This window comes from Pseudomonas sp. PA-1-6B (genome assembly GCF_021609545.1).
Lineage (GTDB): Bacteria > Pseudomonadota > Gammaproteobacteria > Pseudomonadales > Pseudomonadaceae > Aquipseudomonas > Aquipseudomonas fluorescens_BV.
Window position 1 is genome coordinate 1 of the sequence record NZ_WJZM01000085.1, and the last position, 20,806, is coordinate 20,806.

Sequence of the window (20,806 nt, forward strand, 5' to 3'; positions counted from 1 at the left end):
CTCCCCCCCGCCACGCGCCTGGGCCATGCCCGGCAGAGCATCTTCCCCGGCGCCCGCAGCCGCGCGCCGCCCATCGTTTCGTAAGCCCTTCACCGCGTTACTTCACCCCGGCCGACTTTAGACAGACAGCCGCAGGCTGCTGGCCGTGTTGTTTACGATTGATTGATGGAATTTGTCATGTCCAGGTTTTCTGCTGACACCCGTTTGGGAAGTACTGCCCTGCTCACCGCCTTATGCGGCGCACTATTGGCTGCCCACGCTCACGCCGACGAGCATGAGCTGAGCCCCACCGTCATCACCGCGATCGCCCCCAGCTCACCGCTGACCGTGGTCACCAACCCCAAAGACCCTCGCCAACCGGTACCCGCCAGCGATGGTGGCGACTACCTCAAGACCATCCCCGGCTTCGCCCTGGTGCGCAACGGCGGCACCAACGGCGACCCGGTGCTGCGCGGCATGTTCGGCTCGCGTCTGAATATCCTCACCAACGGCGGCATGATGCTCGGCGCCTGCCCAGGCCGCATGGATGCGCCAACTTCGTATATTTCGCCGGAAACCTACGACAAGCTCACCGTGATCAAAGGCCCGCAAACCGTGCTCTGGGGCCCGGGCGCGTCAGCGGGCACCATCCTGTTCGAGCGTGAGCCGGAGCAATTCGGCGAGCTGGGCACGCGGGTCAACGCCAGCGTATTGGCCGGTTCCAACGGGCGTTTCGACAAGGTCATCGATGCTGCTGCCGGCGGCCCATTGGGCTATGTGCGCGTGATCGGCAACCAGGCCCACGCCGACGATTACAAGGACGGCAACAACGACACCGTCGCCTCGCGCTATGACAAGTGGAACGGTGACGTGGCTGTGGGCTTCACGCCCGATGCCGACACCCTGCTGGAACTCACCGCTGGCCGTGGTGATGGCGAGGCGCGCTACGCCGGGCGCGGCATGGACGGCTCGCAGTTCCTGCGCGAAAGCCTGGGGCTGCGTTTCGAGAAATCCAATATCGGCGAGGTGCTGGATAAGGTCGAGGCCCAGGTCTACTACAACTACGCCGACCATGTGATGGACAACTACAGCCTGCGTGTCCCTTCGGGCACCGGCATGATGGCGGGCCCCATGGCGTCCAACGTCGACCGCCGCACCCTTGGCGCGCGCATCAAGGCGACCTGGCGCTGGGCGGATGTGCAATTGATCAGCGGCCTGGATGCACAGACCAATGAACACCGTGCGCGCAGCAGCATGGGCATCGACACGTATAAGGATCTGCCGCGCAACAAGGACGCCAATTTCCACAACTATGGCCTGTTCGGTGAATTGACCTGGTACGCCGCCGACAACGATCGCCTGATCACCGGCGCGCGCTTGGACCGCGCCTCGGCCAAGGACTTCCGTCAACGCACCGGCTCGGGAATGATGTCGCGCCCGAACCCGACCGCCGGCGACACCCGCGCCGATACATTGCCCTCGGGCTTTGTGCGTTATGAGCACGACCTGGCGGACACGCCGACCACCGTCTATGCGGGCCTGGGCCACGCGGAACGTTTCCCGGATTACTGGGAACTGTTCTCCCCCAAAACCGGTGCAGTCGGCTCGGTGAATGCCTTTGACGGCGTGAAGCCGGAGAAAACCACCCAGCTGGATTTCGGCGCGCAATACAAAAGCGCCGAACTGGAAGCCTGGGTGTCGGGCTATGTGGGCCAGGTGCGCGACTTCATCCTGTTCGACTACAGGCCCGGCATGATGGGCACCACCTCCCAGGCGCGCAATGTGGACGCACGCATCATGGGCGGCGAATTGGGCGCGGCGTACAAGCTGACCCAGCATTGGAAAGCCGACGCCAGCCTCGCCTATGCCTGGGGCAAGAACAGCAGCGACGGCAAGGCCCTGCCACAAATGCCACCGTTGGACACGCGCCTGGGCCTGACTTACAGCGAGGACGACTGGAGCGCCGGCGCCTTGTGGCGGGTGGTTGCAGCGCAACACCGTATCGACCCGAACAAAGGCAACGTGGTCGGCAAGGACTACGACAAGAGTGGCGGCTTCGGCGTGTTCTCGCTGAACGCGGCATACCGCATCAACAAGCACTTCAAGGTCAGTACCGGGGTCGACAACCTGTTCGGCAAGGCTTATGCCGAGCATCTGAATCTGGCCGGTAACGCAGGCTTCGGTTACCCAGCCAACGACCCGCAGGCCATCAAGGAACCCGGGCGTACGCTCTGGACCAAGGTGGACATGAGCTTCTAAAAGCATCGCAGGCAAGCCTGCGCCCACAGGTGGATTACAGTCCCCTGTGGGAGCTGGCTTGCCTGCGATGACGGTGTAACAGACCAAGAAAAATCAAAAGCCTTATGCGGAGCACCCGATGACCATACAAAAAATTTCCTTCTACAACCTGGCCTGGCGCTGGCACTTTTACGCCGGCCTCTTCGTCGCCCCCTTCATGGTGCTGCTGGCCCTCACCGGCATCATCTACCTGTTCAAACCCCAGCTCGACCCGCTGATGTACGGCCACCTGCTCACCGTGCCCGCCGCCGAACACGCGCTGAGCGCCGACGAGCAACTGCAGCGCGCCCAGGCCGCCTACCCCCACGCCGCGATCAGCAAATACCTGCCCCCTGCCGATGCCACTCGCAGCGCGCAGTTCGTGATGCGCAACGACGCCCACGAAGTGACGGTGTTCATCGACCCCTATCGCGGTACCGTCCTCGGTGAGCAGGACGCAAACAACAACCTGCAAGCCATCGTCCGCGCCCTGCACGGCGAACTGATGATCGGCACCGTTGGCGATCGCCTGATCGAATTGGCCGCCGGCTGGGGCGTGATGCTGGTGGTATCCGGCCTGTACCTGTGGTGGCCGCGCGGCAAGTCACCTGCAGGCATTCTGTGGCCTCGCTTCAATACCCGTGGTCGGGTGCTCTGGCGTGACCTGCACGCAGTCGCCGGGTTCTGGGGCGCAGCGTTCCTGCTGGTGATGCTGCTCAGCGGCATGACCTGGACCGGCTTCTGGGGCAAGCAATACGCCGACTTGTGGAACACCTTCCCAGCCGCGATGTGGAACAACGTGCCGCAGTCCGACCAGCAGGCCCGTGTGCTCAACACCGCCACCCAGCAGACCGTGCCCTGGGCCCTGGAAAACACGCCGATGCCAATGTCCGGCGACCACGCCGAGCATATGAATCACGGCGCAATGCACGCCGGCCCGGCCGCACCCACGGTGCGTCTGCAACAGGTGGTCGACCTGGCCAACGCACGCAAGGTCGAGCCCGGCTACAGCATTACCTTCCCCACCACCGCCACTGGTGTATTCACCGTCGCGGTGTTCGCCGACGACCCGCGCAACGACGCCACCCTGCACGTGGACCAGTACACCGGCAAGGTCCTGGCCGATGTGCGCTGGGATCATTACAACCTGGTCGCACGCGCCACCGAAACCGGCGTGATGCTGCACGAGGGCAAGATGTTCGGCTGGGTCAACCAACTGATCGTGCTGGTGATCTGCCTGATGATTCTGCTCAGCGCGGTCAGCGGCGTGGTGATCTGGTGGAAGCGCCGGCCACAAGGCGGGCTAGGTGTACCGCCGCTGCGCCATGACCTGCCCAAGTGGAAAACCGCGATGGCGATCATGCTCGGGCTGGCGATCATTTTCCCGTTGGTAGGGGCTTCGTTGGTCCTGGTGTGGGCGCTGGATCGCTTGTTGCTGTCACGCATCAGCGCAACCGCCTGAAGCATTGTCGCGCAACGCCCTCTTTTGAAGCCTGCCGTGCACTCAACGGCCTCCGTGGCGCCAACCTGGTGCGCCACGGAGCGGCTTTACCTCCCGAACCCGCCGGTAAACCCGTGTCTGGCGTAGCAGGCACAGCCCTTGCAAAGCCCTGTGTATCTGCCCCACAACAATTATCGGTACACGGAGATCGCACCATGAAGCGTCGCAGCTTGATCAAGGCTTTCACTTTGTCGGCATCCATTGCCGCCATGGGTTTGACCTGGACCGTCCAGGCCGCCGAGACCATCAAGGTCGGCATCCTGCACTCGCTGTCCGGGACCATGGCGATCTCCGAAACCTCGCTCAAAGACATGGCGCTGATGACCATCGACGAGATCAACGCCAAGGGCGGGGTGAACGGCAAGATGCTCGAACCGGTGGTGGTGGACCCGGCGTCCAACTGGCCGCTGTTCGCCGAGAAAGGTCGGCAACTGTTGACCCAGGACAAGGTGGCCGTGGTGTTCGGTTGCTGGACCTCGGTGTCGCGTAAATCCGTACTGCCGGTGTTCGAAGAACTCAACGGCTTGCTGTTCTACCCGGTGCAGTACGAAGGCGAAGAGATGTCGCCCAACGTGTTCTATACCGGTGCGGCTCCGAACCAGCAGGCGATCCCGGCGGTGGAATACCTGATGAGCGAAGAAGGCGGCAGCGCCAAGCGTTTCTTCCTGCTCGGCACCGACTACGTGTACCCGCGCACCACCAATAAGATCCTGCGCTCGTTCCTGCATTCCAAAGGCGTGGCGGATAAAGACATCGAGGAGGTCTACACCCCGTTCGGCCACGCCGATTACCAGACCATCGTCGCCAACATCAAGAAGTTCTCCGCCGGTGGCAAGACCGCGGTGGTCTCCACCGTCAATGGCGACTCCAACGTGCCGTTCTACAAAGAACTGGCCAACCAAGGATTGAAAGCCACCGATGTCCCGGTCGTGGCGTTCTCGGTGGGTGAAGAAGAACTGCGCGGCATCGACACCAAGCCGCTGGTGGGCAACCTCGCGGCCTGGAACTACTTCCAGTCGGTGGAAAACCCGGTGAACCAGAAGTTCGTCGCCGACTGGAAAGCCTACGCCAAGAAACACAACCTGCCGGGCGCCGACAAAGCCGTGACCAACGACCCGATGGAAGCTACCTATGTGGGCATTCATATGTGGGCGCAGGCGGCGGAAAAAGCCAAGTCCACTGACGTCGACAAAGTGCGTGAAGCCCTGGGCGGCCAGACCTTCGCCGCGCCGTCGGGCTTCACCCTGACGATGGACAAGACCAACCACCACCTGCACAAGCCGGTGATGATCGGTGAGATCCAGGCCGACGGGCAGTTCTCGGTGGTGTGGCAGACCGAAGCGCCGATTCGTGCACAGCCATGGAGCCCTTACATTCCGGGCAATGACAAAAAACCGGACTACGCAGTGAAGAGCAACTAAAGCCCCCACAGCTCGAATGTGGGACATGGTCACTGTGGAAGCTGGCTTGCCTGCGATGCAAACAACTCGGTGTGCCTGACACACCGCAGCGATGCCATCGCAGGCAAGCCAGCTCTTACACACAGCCTGCTCCCACACTGTCCCCGCATGACCAGGACATTTTTATATGCCCACTGCCCTCCACCGCCTCATCCTCGCCCTGCTGCTGTTGCTGCCCTTTGGCGCACATGCCAGCGACGCCGAAGACTTCCTTGCCGCCAACCCGGTGCAGCAAGCCAAACTCCTGCAGGACTGGGCCGCCCACCCCGACCCAACGCGTATCGAGTTGGTGGATGCCCTTGAGCAAGGCCAACTCACGCTCAACGGCGAAACCAAGACCGTGCGCCTGAACAACCGCCTGCGCGGGTTGATCAATAACGTGCAAGCCAGCCAGCAACTGCTCGCCGCCGACCCCAAGGTGCGCCTGGAGGCAGCGCGCACCCTGCAAAAAAGCGCGGTGCCTGCACAACTTAAATTCCTCGACCAGCAGGTCGCCGCCGAGACGGATGAGCAGGTGCACAGCGCCCTGAGCCTCGCCCTGGCCAACCTGCAACTGGTCGACCCCGACCCGGTGGTGCGCCTGGCGGCCGTGCGCTTGCTCGGCAGCACCGGCGACCCGCTGGCCCGCACGCGCCTAGAGGCGCTGCTGGCGCCAGGCGTGGAAGCCGACGCCGCCGTACACACCGCCGCTGAAACCAGCCTGGCCCAGGTCAAACGCAAACTGATGATGGGTGAGATCCTCGGCCAGGCGTTCAGCGGCATGTCCCTGGGCTCGATCCTGCTGCTGGCGGCCCTGGGCCTGGCGATCACGTTCGGCCTGCTCGGCGTGATCAACATGGCCCACGGCGAGATGCTGATGCTCGGCGCCTACTCCACTTATGTGGTGCAGTTGATGATGCAGCGCTATGTGCCCCAGGCCATCGAGTTCTACCCGTTGATCGCGTTGCCGGTGGCGTTTTTTGTCACCGCGGCCATCGGCATGGCGCTGGAACGCACAGTCATCCGTCACTTGTATGGCCGCCCCCTGGAAACTCTGCTCGCCACCTGGGGCATCAGCCTGATGCTGATCCAGCTGGTGCGTCTGGTGTTCGGCGCGCAGAACGTCGAAGTGTCGAACCCTGCCTGGCTGTCCGGCGGCATCCAGGTACTGCCCAACCTGGTGCTGCCGTACAACCGCATCGTGATCATTGCCTTTGCGCTGTTCGTGGTGGTGCTCACTTGGCTGCTGCTGAACAAGACGCGCCTGGGTCTGAACGTGCGCGCCGTCACCCAGAACCGCAACATGGCCGCCTGCTGCGGCGTGCCCACCGGGCGCGTGGACATGCTCGCCTTTGGCCTCGGCTCCGGTATCGCAGGTTTGGGCGGCGTGGCGCTGAGCCAGATCGGCAACGTCGGCCCGGACCTGGGCCAGAGCTACATCATCGACTCGTTCCTGGTGGTGGTGCTCGGCGGCGTCGGCCAGTTGGCCGGCAGTGTCATGGCCGCCTTTGGCTTAGGAATCGCCAACAAAATCCTCGAACCCCAGATCGGCGCCGTGCTCGGCAAGATCCTGATCCTCGCGCTGATCATTCTGTTTATCCAGAAACGCCCGCAAGGACTCTTCGCACTGAAAGGACGGGTGATCGACTGATGAACCAGCCATTGATGCTTACGGCCACGCAAAAGGCCGGCCCCAAAGTCACGATTGCAGTCGGTGCAGTCATCCTGCTCCTGCTGCTGGCGTTGCCCCTGTGTTCACTATTGTCTGCCGACAACCCGCTGCATGTATCGGCCTACACCTTGACACTGGTAGGCAAGATTCTCTGTTACGCCATCGTCGCCCTGGCGCTGGACCTGGTGTGGGGTTACGCCGGGATGTTGTCCCTGGGCCACGGCTTGTTCTTTGCCCTGGGCGGCTACGCCATGGGCATGTACTTGATGCGCCAGGCGTCCGGGGATGAGTTGCCGGCGTTCATGACCTTTTTGTCCTGGACCGAATTGCCCTGGTACTGGGCCGGCACCGACCATTTCCTGTGGGCGTTGTGCCTGGTGGTACTGGCCCCGGGTTTGCTGGCGTTGGTGTTCGGTTTCTTCGCCTTCCGCTCGCGGATCAAGGGCGTGTATTTCTCGATCATGACCCAGGCCCTGACGTTCGCGGGGATGCTGTTGTTCTTTCGCAACGAGACCGGGTTCGGCGGCAACAACGGCTTTACCAACTTCCGCAGCATCTTAGGTTTTGGCATCACTGAACCTGGCACCCGGGCGGTGTTGTTTTTCGCCACGGTGCTGTTGCTGGTGGCCAGCCTCTACATCGGCTGGCGCCTGGCGAAAAGCAAGTTCGGGCGTGTGCTCACCGCCCTGCGCGATGCCGAGAACCGCCTGATGTTCTGCGGTTACGACCCACGCGGTTTCAAGCTGTTCGTGTGGGTGTTGAGCGCAGTGTTGTGCGGCCTTGCCGGTGCGCTGTATGTGCCGCAGGTGGGCATCATCAACCCCAGCGAAATGTCACCGACCAACTCCATCGAAGCCGCTGTGTGGGTAGCGCTGGGCGGGCGTGGCACGTTGATCGGGCCGTTGCTCGGCGCCGGTGTGGTCAATGGCATGAAGAGCTGGTTTACCGTGGCCTTCCCCGAGTACTGGCTGTTCTTCCTGGGCGCGCTCTTCATCATCGTCACCCTGTACCTGCCCAAGGGCGTTATCGGCCTGCTGAAGAAATGAGGAACGTCATGCTTGAACCAATTTTCGACGCAGGCAGCGGCCGCGATGCGATTGGCATCGGCCAGGTCGCGGGCAAAGGGCTCAACACCCGCCACGGCACCATTCTGACCCTGGAAGATATCAGCGTCAGCTTCGACGGTTTCAAGGCCCTCAACGACCTGAACCTGTACATCGGTGTTGGCGAATTGCGCTGCATCATCGGCCCCAACGGCGCGGGCAAGACCACGCTGATGGACGTGATCACCGGCAAGACCCGGCCCAGCCACGGCAAGGCCTGGTTTGGCGAAACCCTGGACCTGACCCGCATGAGCGAAGTGCAGATCGCCCAGGCCGGCATCGGGCGCAAGTTCCAGAAACCCACGGTGTTCGAAGCCCTCAGCGTGTTCGAAAACCTCGAGCTGGCGCAGAAGACCGACAAGTCGGTGTGGGCCAGCCTGCGTGCGCGCCTGAACGGGGAACAGAAGGACCGCATCGAGGAAGTGCTCGACACCATCCGCCTCACCGCCTCGGTGCATCGCCCCGCCGGCTTGCTGTCCCACGGCCAGAAGCAGTTTCTGGAAATCGGCATGTTGCTGATGCAAGACCCGCAACTGTTGCTGCTGGATGAACCGGTAGCAGGCATGACCGATGCCGAAACCGAATTCACCGCCGAGCTGTTCAAGCGCCTGGCGGGCAAGCATTCGCTGATGGTGGTGGAACACGACATGGGGTTTGTCGGTTCCATCGCTGATCACGTCACCGTATTGCATCAGGGCAGCGTACTGGCCGAAGGGTCGCTGGAACAGGTGCAGGAAAACGAGCGGGTGATCGAGGTTTACCTCGGCCGCTAACGCTGACACGAACGGCTTATGTGGGAGCTGGCTTGCCTGCGATAGCGGTGTACCTGATACACCGGGTCGCCTGCATCGCAGGCAAGCCAGCTCCCACAGTTGATCCGGTTCCCGCAGGGGGATTGAGGAGGTTTTGAGAATGCTGCAAGTCGACAAGCTGCACCAGTACTACGGCGGTAGCCACATCCTGCGTGGGCTGTCTTTTGACGTGAAGATCGGCGAAGTCACCTGCCTGCTCGGGCGTAACGGCGTGGGCAAGACCACCCTGCTCAAGTGCCTGATGGGCCTGCTGCCGGCCAAGGAAGGCGCAGTGAACTGGGAAGGCAAGGCCATCACCGGCTTCAAGCCGCACCAGCGCGTACATGCCGGCATCGCCTACGTGCCCCAGGGCCGGGAGATATTCGGGCGGCTGACCGTAGAAGAAAACCTGCTGATGGGACTGTCACGTTTCCCCGGTTCCGAAGCCAAAGAGGTGCCGGCCTTCATCTACGAACTGTTCCCGGTGTTGCTGCAAATGAAGCATCGACGCGGCGGCGACTTGTCCGGCGGGCAGCAGCAACAGTTGGCGATTGGCCGTGCCCTGGCTAGCCGCCCGCGCCTGTTGATTCTCGATGAGCCCACCGAAGGCATCCAGCCGTCGGTGATCAAGGAAATCGGCGCGGTGATCAAGAAGCTCGCGGAGCGCGGCGATATGGCGATCCTGTTGGTGGAGCAGTTCTATGACTTTGCCGCTGAACTGGCAGACCAGTACCTGGTGATGTCCCGTGGCGAAATCGTGCAGCAGGGCCGTGGTGAAAATATGGAACGCGAAGGTGTGCGTGGGCTGGTAACCATCTAATCTGTAGCCTCCTAACGATAAGCACACGCCATGAACCTGCCCGTTACCCCTGCCCTGTTCACGCCCAGCTGGCACGCCGAGCTGGAACTCGGCTACGCGCGTGTCAATGACACCACGCGCCCGGTGCTGCGCCGCCACCTTGGCCCGCTGCGGGTGCAAAAACACCTGTATGCCGAAGGCCCCGAGGTATGCCAGCACATCATCGTGCACCCGCCCGGCGGGATTGCCGGTGGCGATCGCCTGGACATCAGCGCCCATGTGGGCACGGGTGCCTGGGCACAACTGACCAGCCCCGGCGCCGCCAAGTGGTACCGCGCCAGCGGCCCGGCGTTTCAGCACGTCAAGTTGACCGTCGAGGCCGGCGCGACGCTGGAATGGCTGCCCCAGGAAACCATCGTATTCAGCGCCGCCCAGGCCGAACTGACCACACGAGTGGAGCTGTCGGGCGATGCGCGGTTGTTCTACTGGGATGTGGTCGCTCTGGGCCGCCCGGCCAGTGGCGAACGGTTCGACCTTGGCCACTTTCAATCGCACCTGGACATTCGCCGCGACGGCCAGTTGCTCTGGCATGAGCGCCAGCGCATTGTGGGCGCCGATGGATTGCTGGATTCGCCTATCGGGCTGGATGGGCAACCGGTGTTTGCCACGTTGCTGGTGACCGGCGAGATCGACCCTGAACTGCTTGAGCAATGCCGCTCACTGCCCCATGCGGTGCGCGGGGATTTGACCCAATTGCCTGGCTTACTGGTGGCGCGTTGTTTGGCCAGTGAAGCGCTGCTGGCGCGGGGGTGGTTGATTGATCTATGGCGGCTTTTGCGACCGGCCGTACTCGGCAGGGAAGCGATATCACCAAGAATCTGGAGCACATGAAGATCAAACTGTGGAGTCTGCCCCTGTGGGAGCTGGCTTGCCTGCGATGGCATCACCTCGGTACATCAGAAACACCGAGTCGCCTGTATCGCAGGCAAGCCAGCTCCCACATAAATCAGCCTCACATGGGATCTTCTATGTATTTAAGAATGAATTTTATGAAGGACCTTGAACCATGGACCTGACCCCACGGGAAAAAGACAAACTGCTGATCTTCACCGCAGGCCTGGTCGCCGAACGGCGCCTGGCACGCGGAGTGAAGCTCAACTACCCGGAGACCATCGCCTATATCTCCGCCGCCCTGATGGAGGGCGCCCGCGATGGCCGCACCGTGGCCGACCTGATGCACTACGGCACCACCCTGCTCAGCCGCGAACAGGTGATGGAAGGTATCCCGGAAATGATCCCGGATATCCAGGTGGAAGCCACGTTTCCCGACGGTACCAAGCTGGTCACCGTCCACCAGCCCATTGCCTGAGGCGCAGCCATGATTCGTGATGCAACCGAACACGACCTGCCGGCGATCCGCGCCATCTACAACGACGCGGTGTTGAACACCACGGCGATCTGGAACGAGCAACCGGTGGACCTGGCCAACCGCCAGGCCTGGTTCAGTGCGCGCCAGGCGCAGCAGTACCCGATCCTGGTCGCGGTGGACAACGACGAAGTCACCGGCTACGCCTCATTCGGCGACTGGCGCCCCTTCGAAGGCTTCCGCTATAGCGTGGAACACTCGGTATACGTGCGCAATGACCAGCGCGGCAAAGGTCTCGGCCCGCGCCTGATGCAGGCCCTGATCGAGCGCGCCCGCAGCTGCGGCAAGCACGTTATGGTCGCCGCCATCGAAAGCGGCAACCTGGCCTCGATCAGCCTGCATGAGCGCCTGGGCTTCGTGACTACCGGGCAAATGCCGCAAGTGGGCATCAAGTTCGGCCGCTGGCTGGACCTGACCTTTATGCAACTGACGTTGAATCCGGGCGCCGAACCGCCCCAGGAGTGAGAACGATGAGCGCTGCACAACTGCGTCGAGTCAATGCTGAAAGCTTTGCCCATTACCGCCGGGGCTTGATCGAGCTGTTGCTGGACGCGGTGCAGCACGGCGCTTCGGTGGGCTTCATGGCCGACTTCGATGAGGCCCAGGCCCGGGACTACCTGACCGGCGTGCAAGCCGGCGTCGAGGACACCAGCCTGCTGCTGTGGGTGGTGGTGCGCGACGAGCAGGTGATCGCCAGCGTGCAATTGGCGTTGTGCCAGAAAGCCAACGGCCTGAACCGCGCCGAGGTGCAAAAGTTGCTGGTGCACAGCAGCGCCCGTCGCCATGGCCTGGGCCAGCAATTGATGAATACCCTGGAACTCGCCGCGCGCCAGCACAAGCGTGGCCTGCTGTACCTGGACACCGAGGCCGGCTCCGGCGCCGAAGCCTTTTACCAGTCGCTGCGCTACACCAAGCTCGGTGAACTGCCCGACTATTGCCAAAGCCCGGACGGGCGTTACAGCCCGACCGCCATCTACTTCAAGACCCTGGGGCAACCTGCATGATTCCTGGTGAATATCAGATCCAGCCTGGCGAGATCGAACTGAATGTCGGCCGCCGCACCCTCATCCTCGGCGTAGCCAACAGCGGCGACCGGCCGATCCAGGTGGGCTCGCATTACCACTTTTTCGAGACCAATGACGCGCTGGAATTCGACCGCGCGGCCAGCCGTGGCATGCGTCTTAATATTCCGGCGGGCACGGCGGTGCGGTTTGAGCCGGGGCAGCGTCGGGAGGTGGAGTTGGTGGATTTGGGTGGTGGGCGGCGGGTATTTGGGTTTGCAGGACGGGTCATGGGCGACCTTTAGGGCCTTATCGCAGACGGGCCAGCTCCCACCGTTGGAATGCAATTCCCTGTGGGAGCTGGCTTGCCTGCGATAGCGATTTCACATTCAACACCTATTCTTCAGGGCACACACATGAAAATCACCCGCCAAGCCTACGCCGACATGTACGGCCCCACCGTCGGTGACAAGGTGCGCCTGGCCGACACCGAACTGTTCGTCGAAGTCGAGCAGGACTTCACCGTCTACGGCGAAGAGGTCAAATTCGGCGGCGGCAAGGTGATCCGTGACGGCCAGGGCCAGAGCCAATTGCTCGCCCATGAAGTGGTCGACACGCTGATCACCAACGCATTGATCATCGACCACTGGGGCATCGTCAAGGCCGACGTCGGCTTGAAGAATGGCCGCATCCACGCGATTGGCAAAGCCGGCAACCCGGACATCCAGCCCGGCGTGACCATGGCCATCGGCGCGAGCACCGAAGTGATCGCCGGGGAAGGCATGATCCTCACCGCCGGCGGCATCGACTCCCACGTGCATTTCATTTGCCCACAGCAGATCGAAGAGGCCCTGACCAGCGGCGTCACCACCATGATCGGCGGCGGCACGGGGCCGGCCACCGGCACCAACGCCACCACCTGCACTTCCGGCCCGTGGCACCTTGCGCGGATGCTGCAGGCCAGCGATTCGTTCCCGATGAACATTGGCTTTACCGGCAAGGGCAACGCCAGTTTGCCCGAGCCGCTGATCGAGCAGGTCAAGGCCGGTGCTATCGGCTTGAAGCTACATGAAGACTGGGGCACCACACCCGCGAGCATCGACAACTGCCTGAGCGTCGCCGATGCCTACGACGTGCAGGTGGCGATCCACAGTGACACCCTCAATGAGTCGGGCTTTGTCGAAACCACCCTCGCCGCACTCAAGGGCCGCACCATCCACACGTACCACACCGAAGGTGCCGGTGGCGGCCATGCACCGGACATCATCAAGGCCTGCGGCTTCCCCAATGTGCTGCCCAGCTCCACCAACCCGACGCGGCCGTTCACGCGTAATACCATCGACGAACACCTGGACATGTTGATGGTGTGTCACCACCTGGACCCAAGCATTGCCGAAGACGTGGCCTTCGCCGAAAGCCGCATCCGCCGCGAAACCATCGCCGCCGAAGACATCCTGCACGACCTCGGCGCGTTCTCGATGATCAGCTCCGACAGCCAGGCCATGGGCCGTGTCGGCGAAGTGATCACACGCACCTGGCAGACCGCCGACAAGATGAAAAAACAGCGTGGCCCCCTGCCGGGCGACGGCGTGGGCAACGATAACTTCCGCGCCAAGCGCTACATTGCCAAGTACACCATCAACCCGGCGATCACCCACGGTATCAGCCATATCGTCGGTTCCATCGAAGTCGGAAAATGGGCCGACCTGGTGCTGTGGCGCCCGGCGTTTTTCGGCATTAAGCCCACGCTGATCCTCAAGGGCGGCGCCATTGCTTCGAGCCTGATGGGCGACGCCAACGCCTCGATCCCGACGCCGCAGCCGGTGCATTACCGCCCCATGTTCGCCAGCTTCGGCAGCTCCCTGCACGCCACCAGCCTGACGTTTATCAGCCAGGCCGCGCAGGCGGCCGGACTGCCCGAGGCCCTGGGCCTGAAGAAGCAGATCGCGGTGGTCAAGGGTTGCCGCGACGTGCAGAAAACCGACCTGATCCACAACGATTACCTGCCGGATATCGAGGTGGACCCACAGACTTACCAGGTCAAGGCCGACGGTCAATTGCTGTGGTGCGAACCGGCCGAGGTGTTGCCGATGGCCCAGCGGTACTTCCTGTTCTAGAGGACGGCGCTGATCGCTTGATCGGTCAGCGTCTGGTTCAAGGTGATCAGTTCGGCATTGATGCGGCCAAAGGTGTCATCGTAGTCTTGCTGGGACATCAGTTGCCCCGGTTCACTTTCCGAAGCCGGTCGGCCCAGGCGCTGGGCCGACCGGCTGATGGTTTGGCGCAGGGCCTGCCTCGCGCTCTCAGGGCGGTTGGCTGCGGCGGCCCATTGTTCCTGCGCAGCCTGATAGTCGATCAGTGCATCGAACTTTGCGGCAATCGACGCGTAGTCAGCTGGATGAGCCCGCTGCAGAAAGTCGGTCCACATCGGTTGCTCCAGCAGGTTGCCACGCAGCAGCTCGCCTTGGTCCAATAGCTGTACGCGGTTGAATGCCGCCTCGACCATGGGCGCCGTCACATATTCCTCGTGGAACATCATGCTCCGCGATTGCCAGGGCAGGTCCAGGCGGTTTGCCAATGGCGTTGTGTACGCCAGGTAGATTTCGACTTCGTCGATATCGTCGATCAAATTGCCGCGGGCATCGTAATGATCGATGCGTGCGCCTTGCGCGTTGTACTCCGGAAACTTGACGCCGTCGGCCTGCAGTTGGGACACGCGCTCATGGGCGATACGGCCCAACTCATCGAGCCGCCACTTGCCTCTGGCCAGGTTGAAGACAGTTTTGCGCACGGAGGCCACGTCCTCGCTGAAGTACGCCGACCAATGCAGCACGGCAACGCCCATCGCATTGAACATCTGGGCGCCGGCGTCCACGCAGGCCGCAGGGTCCCGGGCCATCAGGAACAACTGCTCGCGCAATTCGGCGTCTTCGCCCATCGCCTCAAGTATGCGCCAGACCTTGGCGGTCAGTTCCGGCAACCATACGCCGCCCCCGACTGTCGAGTCCCCGGAGTTTCTGACGGCACGAAGAACATTGAAAAAGCCCTCAGAGCCAAACGAACCTTCAAGCATGTCCCATAACACTTGCCTGGAGGGCCATTCCTGCGCCGAATAACCGGTTTTCCACTGCTCGCTGTCGCGCGCGCCCCTTTTCGGCAATTGGCGATCCGGATCGCGGCCGGCAGCCTCGATGTACCGCTTGAATTGAGCAAGCAGCTCAGGCGTCAGCTCTTCACGGGTGAGGAACGTTTTCGCCACAATCAGTGCCTTATCCGAGCCCGGCGCGAACTCGGGAATCCGCGCTATCGGGTTCTCCCGCATATCCAGAATGAAATTCTCCGGCCTGGGCACACGGAACACACTGGCAGGCCACTCCTCCAGGCTTGTGTGATTGAGCAGCAAGGTCTGTAAGCGCGTCATGCGTCCGACATCGGGTGGCAAGCCGAGTGGGTTCATCTCCAAAAACAACTCTTTGAGATGCACCCGATCTTTCAAGCGCAAGACGTCTTCAGGCTTAAGGACAATACTGTTACCGCCCAGATGCAACCGCTGCAAATGCGGCATCTGTTCGATAGCTGACGGCAGGCGTGTCAGTTGAGCGGCCTCGATCCCTAATCGACGCAGACCGCGAAAGTTAGCGAGCAGTGGCTGCACATCCGCATCAGCCAACTCCGAGCCTTCGGTTCCCACAATGCCCAAGTAGCTGACATGGTCGAAGTTTGCAGTCAGTGCGGGCAAGGTTCGGAGCTGCTGCGCCAGGTCCTCTTCCAACCATTCGATTTTCTGCCCCAAAAGGCGCCCATTTCGATCGTAGTGACTTGGGCCAACCTTTCTCCAGGCGTCATCCAGCGCCGTATAAATCTTGCGCCTGGCCCTCAGCACCTGACGTTGCTGGTCACCGAACGCTTCCATGCCTTGGGGCGGTGTCCTCAGCCAGTTGTGCAAGGTGGACTGCAGGGTCTTGTACTCTTGCTCCAACGCACGCAGCCAGCTCAGATCCAGCGCGCCGCGCTCGTTGATCAGGGCGAGCATTTCGTCCCGGGTGATTTCCGGGTACAGGCTGCGGACCCGCTCGCGCGTGATTTTTTCCCACTCAGTACCACCCCGTCCGCTCAATGGATAGCCGCGACGCTCGCCCGGCAACACGCTCGGCGGTCGAAAAAACGGCAGCTTTTCCGGCGACATGCCCAAGGCTTTGCGCAACGGTGCTCGGCCTAATGCATGTTGCTGGATCAACCCCTTCAATTGCTCACCCTGGCCGACATGGGGCAGGCCAATCGCGTTGCGATGGGCGTCGGTCAACGCGTGCTGCAAGGCGCCATAGAAACCATTGAGGCCATGCAGATCCTGACCGCGCTCATCAAAGGCTTGATAACGTCCATCCTCCATGCGTGCCAGGACCTTGCGATTGCTCGCCTCCTGAGGGCCAAAACTGGCACGCAATGGGCCTTCAAACCGGCCCTCGCGCACTTCCAGGCGCAGATTGTTCGACCAGCCGGGCAGCGCCGACAGTGTGTGGAGGGCCAGGGTTTCGGTGTCTGGGCCGGCCAACGCATCGAGATACAAGCCTTCATACGCGAGGGTCAGGCGCATTTGCTGCTGCGCCCGGCGCGCCTTTTCAGCGAGGCGCAGGGGAATGCGCTTGGCGCGGCTCATCGTGTCGCGCTCGGTCGGCGTCGCGTCCGCCAGCACTTCGCGCGCCAAAATCGTCGGCACACCGCTGAAGTCACGCTGGATCAGCATAATCGCGGTGTCGGAGGGTGGCTGCTGCTCGAGGTAAATACTCTTCATCAACCGCTCGCGCACCTCGATGGCCCTTTGTTCGAGTTTCAATTGCAGGGCCTCGGTTCTCGCCTCGGGTGTGCGGGCGGTGTAACTGCCCACCAGAGCATCGCGCTGAGGTTCGCTGAACGCTTCGATAATGCGTATGGGCAACTGGCCGCTCATCAATTCAGCGCGGTGGACCTGCACCGTGTCCGCCGCCGCGGCCTGCTGATTACCGTATTTGATCGACGGCCCGCTCAACTCGGTGCCGGAAAATGCCTCGATCGCCTTGCTCGCCGGCCATCCCGGCAACTCCACCGCCAGGGATGCGGCATAGCTGCACAGTGCGCTGCTGAGCGAGCCCTGGCGAATGCCCTCGGCGACGCTTACCGCATCGCGATACGCCCTGAACTGGCGCAGGGTGTCGAGCAGGATCGCCGGTACCGGCTCGCCTTCCACATGCACGCGGCGCAGCACGTCCTCACTCACCGCCGCCACGCTGCGCACCTGCTCCAACTCGGCATCACTGAAGCCCTCCGTCACCGAGCCCAATCGCCGCATCAACGTGGCGCCTTCCCAAGTGTGCGGGCGTTCCACTTCATGGTTCCAGAGGCCAGCGCCGTTGCTCTTCAATATCGGTTGATAGGCCTCGGCGCGCGTGGGATGGAGGATGCGGTATTGCTCGGTCAGCGGGTCTTGTTGCACGGCATAGCGTTTACCCTCCAATGGCAGCACGGTCTGGCCGTTGTGCCGGTGCAGGCCTTGCTCATCCGCCGCCACTGAAGGTAGGGACGCAGTGTGCTCATAGGTCGACAAGTCGGGTTTCCACAGCCGAGTCTTGCCACTGGGGAGAGTGACGGCCTTGAGCTGCTCGATAAACGGCGACACGGTGAAGTGCACCACGGCTGCCTGCACCGCCAGCGTCGCCAGGTTTTCCACCACGTCGGTGATGTGCGCCCAGCCCTCTTCGCGATCGCCTTCGCTCAGCTCGATGACACCTTCGATGACTTCGTAGAGCATTTGCCCGGCCATCGCCACGGCCATCAGCACGCCAAGCGGTGGCACCGCCATGGCCACCAGGTTGAAACCGAACAGGCCAATGCTCATGTAATGCGCGGCGCGCAGTGAGCGCGAGGCCTCATCGACATCGGCGGTGCTCACCGCACGATGCCGCGCATTCTCGAACAGGCGGGCACGCAGGCTGCCCAGGCGATAGGTCCACAGGTCTGCAACTTGCCATAGGTCCGTCAGGGTGTGGGCGCGAATGTTGAATTCAGGGGCAGTGGCATGCACGCGCACGTAGGGATGTGGTTCGCCCAGTGTCGAAGGCGTGGCAAAGGACGGAGAAGTGAGCAGGCGCCCCCATTCCGATCGCAAGGCCTGTGCGCCAAACGGCTGGGGAGGTGCGTCCAGCACCAGTTCGGTCAGCCGTTTGTAGTAGTAGGCGCGGTCTTTGTCGGCAACGAACCGGGCAAAAAAATGCTGGTTCGGCGTAGCCCTCCAGCCTTGGGAGCGGTCAGCTTCCTGGGTGGTTTTCGCGCTCAGGCGCTCGGTCAATGCAGTGCTGAAGTCATTGAAGGTGTCATAGCGCTTGATGGGATGGTCGGGGTCATCGGGAATATAAACGATGACCCAGCAGGTGTAGCCAGGCTTGGCGCAAGCGTCGATGACCAGGCAATCATGCAGGTGCAGGTTCATCAGGCTCAGGCTGCGATACCCGATGGGCTTGCCGTCGCTGAGAATGTGTTTTTCCCCGGCCGCCACACGCATCAGCAAGGCGTGATCGCTGTCACCAATGTCGCCCTTGAGCAACGCCAGGTACGCTGCCGCCTTGAAGGCGGCTTTCTGGTGCCGGACATAACGCTCGCGCAGTTCGGCCTGGGACTGGGCGTCGTCAGGTTTCAACTGCGCCTTGAGGTGAGCCTGGTACTGCTTGCCCAGGTCCAGGTCTCGGCACAGCTGGGTGAACGCATGAATCTTCAGGGTCGTGGTGTGACGCTCGAAATGATCGCGCACGTCCGGTTGGGTGATGAAACCTGAGGCACTGTCGAAATAGCCCTCTCGAGTCTCGCGTTGCTCAAAGTTGCCAAGGGCAGCGTGCAGCAGGGAGAACGTTTTGACCCTGAAGCCACTGGTCTTTACGCCAAAGGCATCTTCGACCGGTACATACAGGCGCAACCAGGTTTGATTGACGTCCAGCTCGTGGCCGATAGCCTTTAGCTTGGCTTCCAACAAGGGTTGGGCAAACGCTTGCTCCGAGCGTATGTGACTGAAGGTTTTCTCCAGTTCGTTGAGCGAATCGCAACGGGCGTCCAGCAACACTTTGAGCTGATCTTTGTGCGCCTGGGAAGTAGCGTCATACCAGCGGGGAATGGCTGGCGGCGTGTCTTTGAGGGCCTTGCGACGGGAAGGCGAACTGTTGACCAGGCAAGTGGGGATAGCCTGTTTGATCAGCTCGTAATGTTGGCCCTGCTCACCGGGAAGCGGAGTGGCGGGGTCGGTGACCTGAAAGTCCGGCATGGGATGACAACCTTTTTCTTGGAAGAGGTTGTCATCCTAGGCACGCCGTTTTTGCGGCTGGCGCTAACTAAATCAATGACCCGTTCAAAACTGCTCGCGCGGGTTGAACGCAGCCTTTTGCGCCAGGGCCTCCCACAATGCCTTGACCTCATCATCCGCCGCCTTGGGCATGACGGCCTTGAGCTGGATGAACAGATAGCCGCGTTGCCCGGCCTTGTTCAGCAAACCATGGCCCTTGGCACGCATGCGCTGGCCGTTCTGGCTACCGGCAGGCACCTTGAGGTTGATCTTGCCGGTGAGGGTCGGCACGGCCACTTCCGTGCCCAGTGCCAACTCCCAGGGTGCCAGCGGCAGGTTGATGATCAGGTTTTCGCCGTCCACCTCGAACCTCGGGTGGGGCGCAAACTTGATGATCAGGTACAAATCACCATTGGCCCCACCGCCAATGCCCGGCGCGCCCTGGGCCTTGAGGCGAATGCGCTCGCCATCGGCCACACCGGCCGGGATCTTCACGTTCAGGCTTTTGGTGGTGTTGCTCACATGCCGACCGGAGGCATCGTATTGCGGCACCTGGAAGCTGATCTGCTTGGACTCGGTGGACAGGGTTTCCTCCAGGGAGACCGTGAGCTGCATCTCCACATCCTGGCCCTTGCGCCCGGTAGGACGGCGCTGGCCGCCACCGAAAGCATCACCGCGCGAACCGAAGATCGAACTGAAAAAGTCCGAAAAGTCGCCCGCGTCCTGGCCACCACCAAAGCCGCCACGGCTCTGCCAGCCCGGTGGCCCCTGGAACGGCTGGCCATGCTGGCCGTACTTGCGCAGTTCGTCGTATTCGGCGCGCTTGTCGGCGCTTTTCAGCGCTTCATAGGCCTCGGACGCATCCTTGAACTTGGCTTCGGCGTCCTTTTCCTTGCTGACGTCCGGGTGATATTTGCGCGCCAGCTTGCGATAAGCCGACTTGATCTCTTTGTCATCAGCCGTGGGCTCGACACCGAGAATCTTGTAGTAGTCTTTGAAATCCATGGGGGCATCACCATCCGTTATCGATATCGCGCAGCCCGCCACACGGCACGCCATGGCTGGCAGCCTGGGAATTGATGTCAGGGCGCGTCATAAGTTAATCGGCGGCACACAGGGTCAGTGCAATCACTGTGTACCGCCTGGATATGCCCACAAGATTGGGGCAAAACCCGCCCTTTCAAGATGGGATATGGCTATTTACGACGACAGACCCGTTACTTACTCGGGTAGGATCAAGCGAACAGGTTTTTTATTGCCCCCTCAGTGTACTGATAATCCATGCGCAGCTCGGCGCCCGCGGCAATGTCTTCAGTGGCAAATACCGCCGTCAGTATCAAATTCTCGCGTTTGATTCGCGCACCTTCCCCTACCCCCATCCAACTGTCTGCCTCGACGTTGAAGCCCACCGCTTCAACGTTGTAGCCACTCGGGGCCTGGCGCAAAGGTTTGCCCTGGGCGTCATACTCGAAGGTCGAAAAACTCATCGTAGGAGCCCTGCGGCTTCATCCCACC

General features: G+C 61.9%; 16 protein-coding genes and 1 pseudogene. 14 read left to right on the forward strand and 3 right to left on the reverse strand.

Annotation, left to right across the window (positions count from 1 at the left end; all coding sequences use genetic code 11):
• The 14 genes and pseudogenes from GIV35_RS25720 to ureC all read left to right on the forward strand — a co-directional run.
• Positions 1-84: pseudogene (locus tag GIV35_RS25720) on the forward strand (DUF2946 domain-containing protein); the annotation flags it as partial.
• A 93-nt stretch (positions 85-177) separates the two neighbouring features.
• Positions 178-2,238 carry a TonB-dependent copper receptor gene (locus GIV35_RS25725; protein WP_236265069.1) on the forward strand — a complete coding sequence of 687 codons (2,061 nt, stop codon included), beginning with the start codon at positions 178-180 and terminating at the stop codon, positions 2,236-2,238.
• Positions 2,239-2,356: 118 nt separating this feature from the next.
• On the forward strand, positions 2,357-3,718 hold the full coding sequence (locus GIV35_RS25730) for a PepSY-associated TM helix domain-containing protein (RefSeq protein WP_236265067.1): 1,362 nt from the start codon (positions 2,357-2,359) through the stop codon (positions 3,716-3,718).
• A 194-nt stretch (positions 3,719-3,912) separates the two neighbouring features.
• Positions 3,913-5,178 carry an urea ABC transporter substrate-binding protein gene (gene urtA, locus GIV35_RS25735; protein ID WP_096143994.1) on the forward strand — a complete coding sequence of 422 codons (1,266 nt, stop codon included), beginning with the start codon at positions 3,913-3,915 and terminating at the stop codon, positions 5,176-5,178.
• Positions 5,179-5,344: 166 nt separating this feature from the next.
• A complete protein-coding gene (gene urtB, locus GIV35_RS25740) occupies positions 5,345-6,847 on the forward strand; it encodes an urea ABC transporter permease subunit UrtB (protein ID WP_105225582.1) in 1,503 nt (500 codons plus the stop codon).
• Positions 6,847-7,914: an urea ABC transporter permease subunit UrtC gene (urtC, locus tag GIV35_RS25745; protein ID WP_236265065.1), complete on the forward strand. Its 1,068-nt coding sequence runs from the start codon at positions 6,847-6,849 to the stop codon at positions 7,912-7,914. The genes urtB and urtC overlap by 1 nt, the downstream gene beginning before the upstream one ends.
• The gene (urtD, locus tag GIV35_RS25750; protein WP_014716710.1) at positions 7,911-8,744 is read left to right on the forward strand and encodes an urea ABC transporter ATP-binding protein UrtD; all 834 of its coding nucleotides are present in this window, start codon (positions 7,911-7,913) and stop codon (positions 8,742-8,744) included. Before urtC ends, urtD begins: the two co-directional genes overlap by 4 nt.
• A gap of 139 nt (positions 8,745-8,883) precedes the next feature.
• Positions 8,884-9,582: an urea ABC transporter ATP-binding subunit UrtE gene (urtE, locus tag GIV35_RS25755; RefSeq protein WP_127880441.1), complete on the forward strand. Its 699-nt coding sequence runs from the start codon at positions 8,884-8,886 to the stop codon at positions 9,580-9,582.
• 30 nt (positions 9,583-9,612) lie between these two features.
• A complete protein-coding gene (locus GIV35_RS25760; protein ID WP_057977772.1) occupies positions 9,613-10,452 on the forward strand; it encodes an urease accessory protein UreD in 840 nt (279 codons plus the stop codon).
• A 175-nt stretch (positions 10,453-10,627) separates the two neighbouring features.
• Positions 10,628-10,930: an urease subunit gamma gene (ureA, locus tag GIV35_RS25765; RefSeq protein WP_003171437.1), complete on the forward strand. Its 303-nt coding sequence runs from the start codon at positions 10,628-10,630 to the stop codon at positions 10,928-10,930.
• A 9-nt stretch (positions 10,931-10,939) separates the two neighbouring features.
• Positions 10,940-11,452, forward strand: coding sequence for a GNAT family N-acetyltransferase (locus GIV35_RS25770; protein WP_105225580.1), 513 nt, complete (start codon positions 10,940-10,942; stop codon positions 11,450-11,452).
• A 5-nt stretch (positions 11,453-11,457) separates the two neighbouring features.
• Positions 11,458-11,991, forward strand: coding sequence for a GNAT family N-acetyltransferase (locus GIV35_RS25775; RefSeq protein ID WP_034126396.1), 534 nt, complete (start codon positions 11,458-11,460; stop codon positions 11,989-11,991).
• Positions 11,988-12,293 (forward strand): urease subunit beta, encoded by a 306-nt coding sequence (locus GIV35_RS25780; RefSeq protein WP_060764600.1) that lies wholly within the window; start codon positions 11,988-11,990, stop codon positions 12,291-12,293. Before GIV35_RS25775 ends, GIV35_RS25780 begins: the two co-directional genes overlap by 4 nt.
• Before the next feature lie 111 nt (positions 12,294-12,404).
• Positions 12,405-14,105 (forward strand): urease subunit alpha, encoded by a 1,701-nt coding sequence (gene ureC / locus GIV35_RS25785; RefSeq protein ID WP_057702629.1) that lies wholly within the window; start codon positions 12,405-12,407, stop codon positions 14,103-14,105.
• On the opposite strand, the gene GIV35_RS25790 is transcribed toward ureC, so the two are convergent.
• The 3 genes from GIV35_RS25790 to GIV35_RS25800 all read right to left on the reverse strand — a co-directional run bounded on the left by GIV35_RS25790 (position 14,102) and on the right by GIV35_RS25800 (position 20,778).
• On the reverse strand, positions 14,102-19,273 hold the full coding sequence (locus GIV35_RS25790) for a dermonecrotic toxin domain-containing protein (RefSeq protein WP_236265064.1): 5,172 nt from the start codon (positions 19,271-19,273) through the stop codon (positions 14,102-14,104). The genes ureC and GIV35_RS25790 overlap by 4 nt on opposite strands.
• A gap of 84 nt (positions 19,274-19,357) precedes the next feature.
• A complete protein-coding gene (locus GIV35_RS25795) occupies positions 19,358-20,296 on the reverse strand; it encodes a DnaJ C-terminal domain-containing protein (protein ID WP_034126393.1) in 939 nt (312 codons plus the stop codon).
• Positions 20,297-20,526: 230 nt separating this feature from the next.
• Positions 20,527-20,778, reverse strand: coding sequence for a hypothetical protein (locus tag GIV35_RS25800; RefSeq protein ID WP_233475211.1), 252 nt, complete (start codon positions 20,776-20,778; stop codon positions 20,527-20,529).
• Between the last annotated feature and the right edge of the window lie 28 nt (positions 20,779-20,806).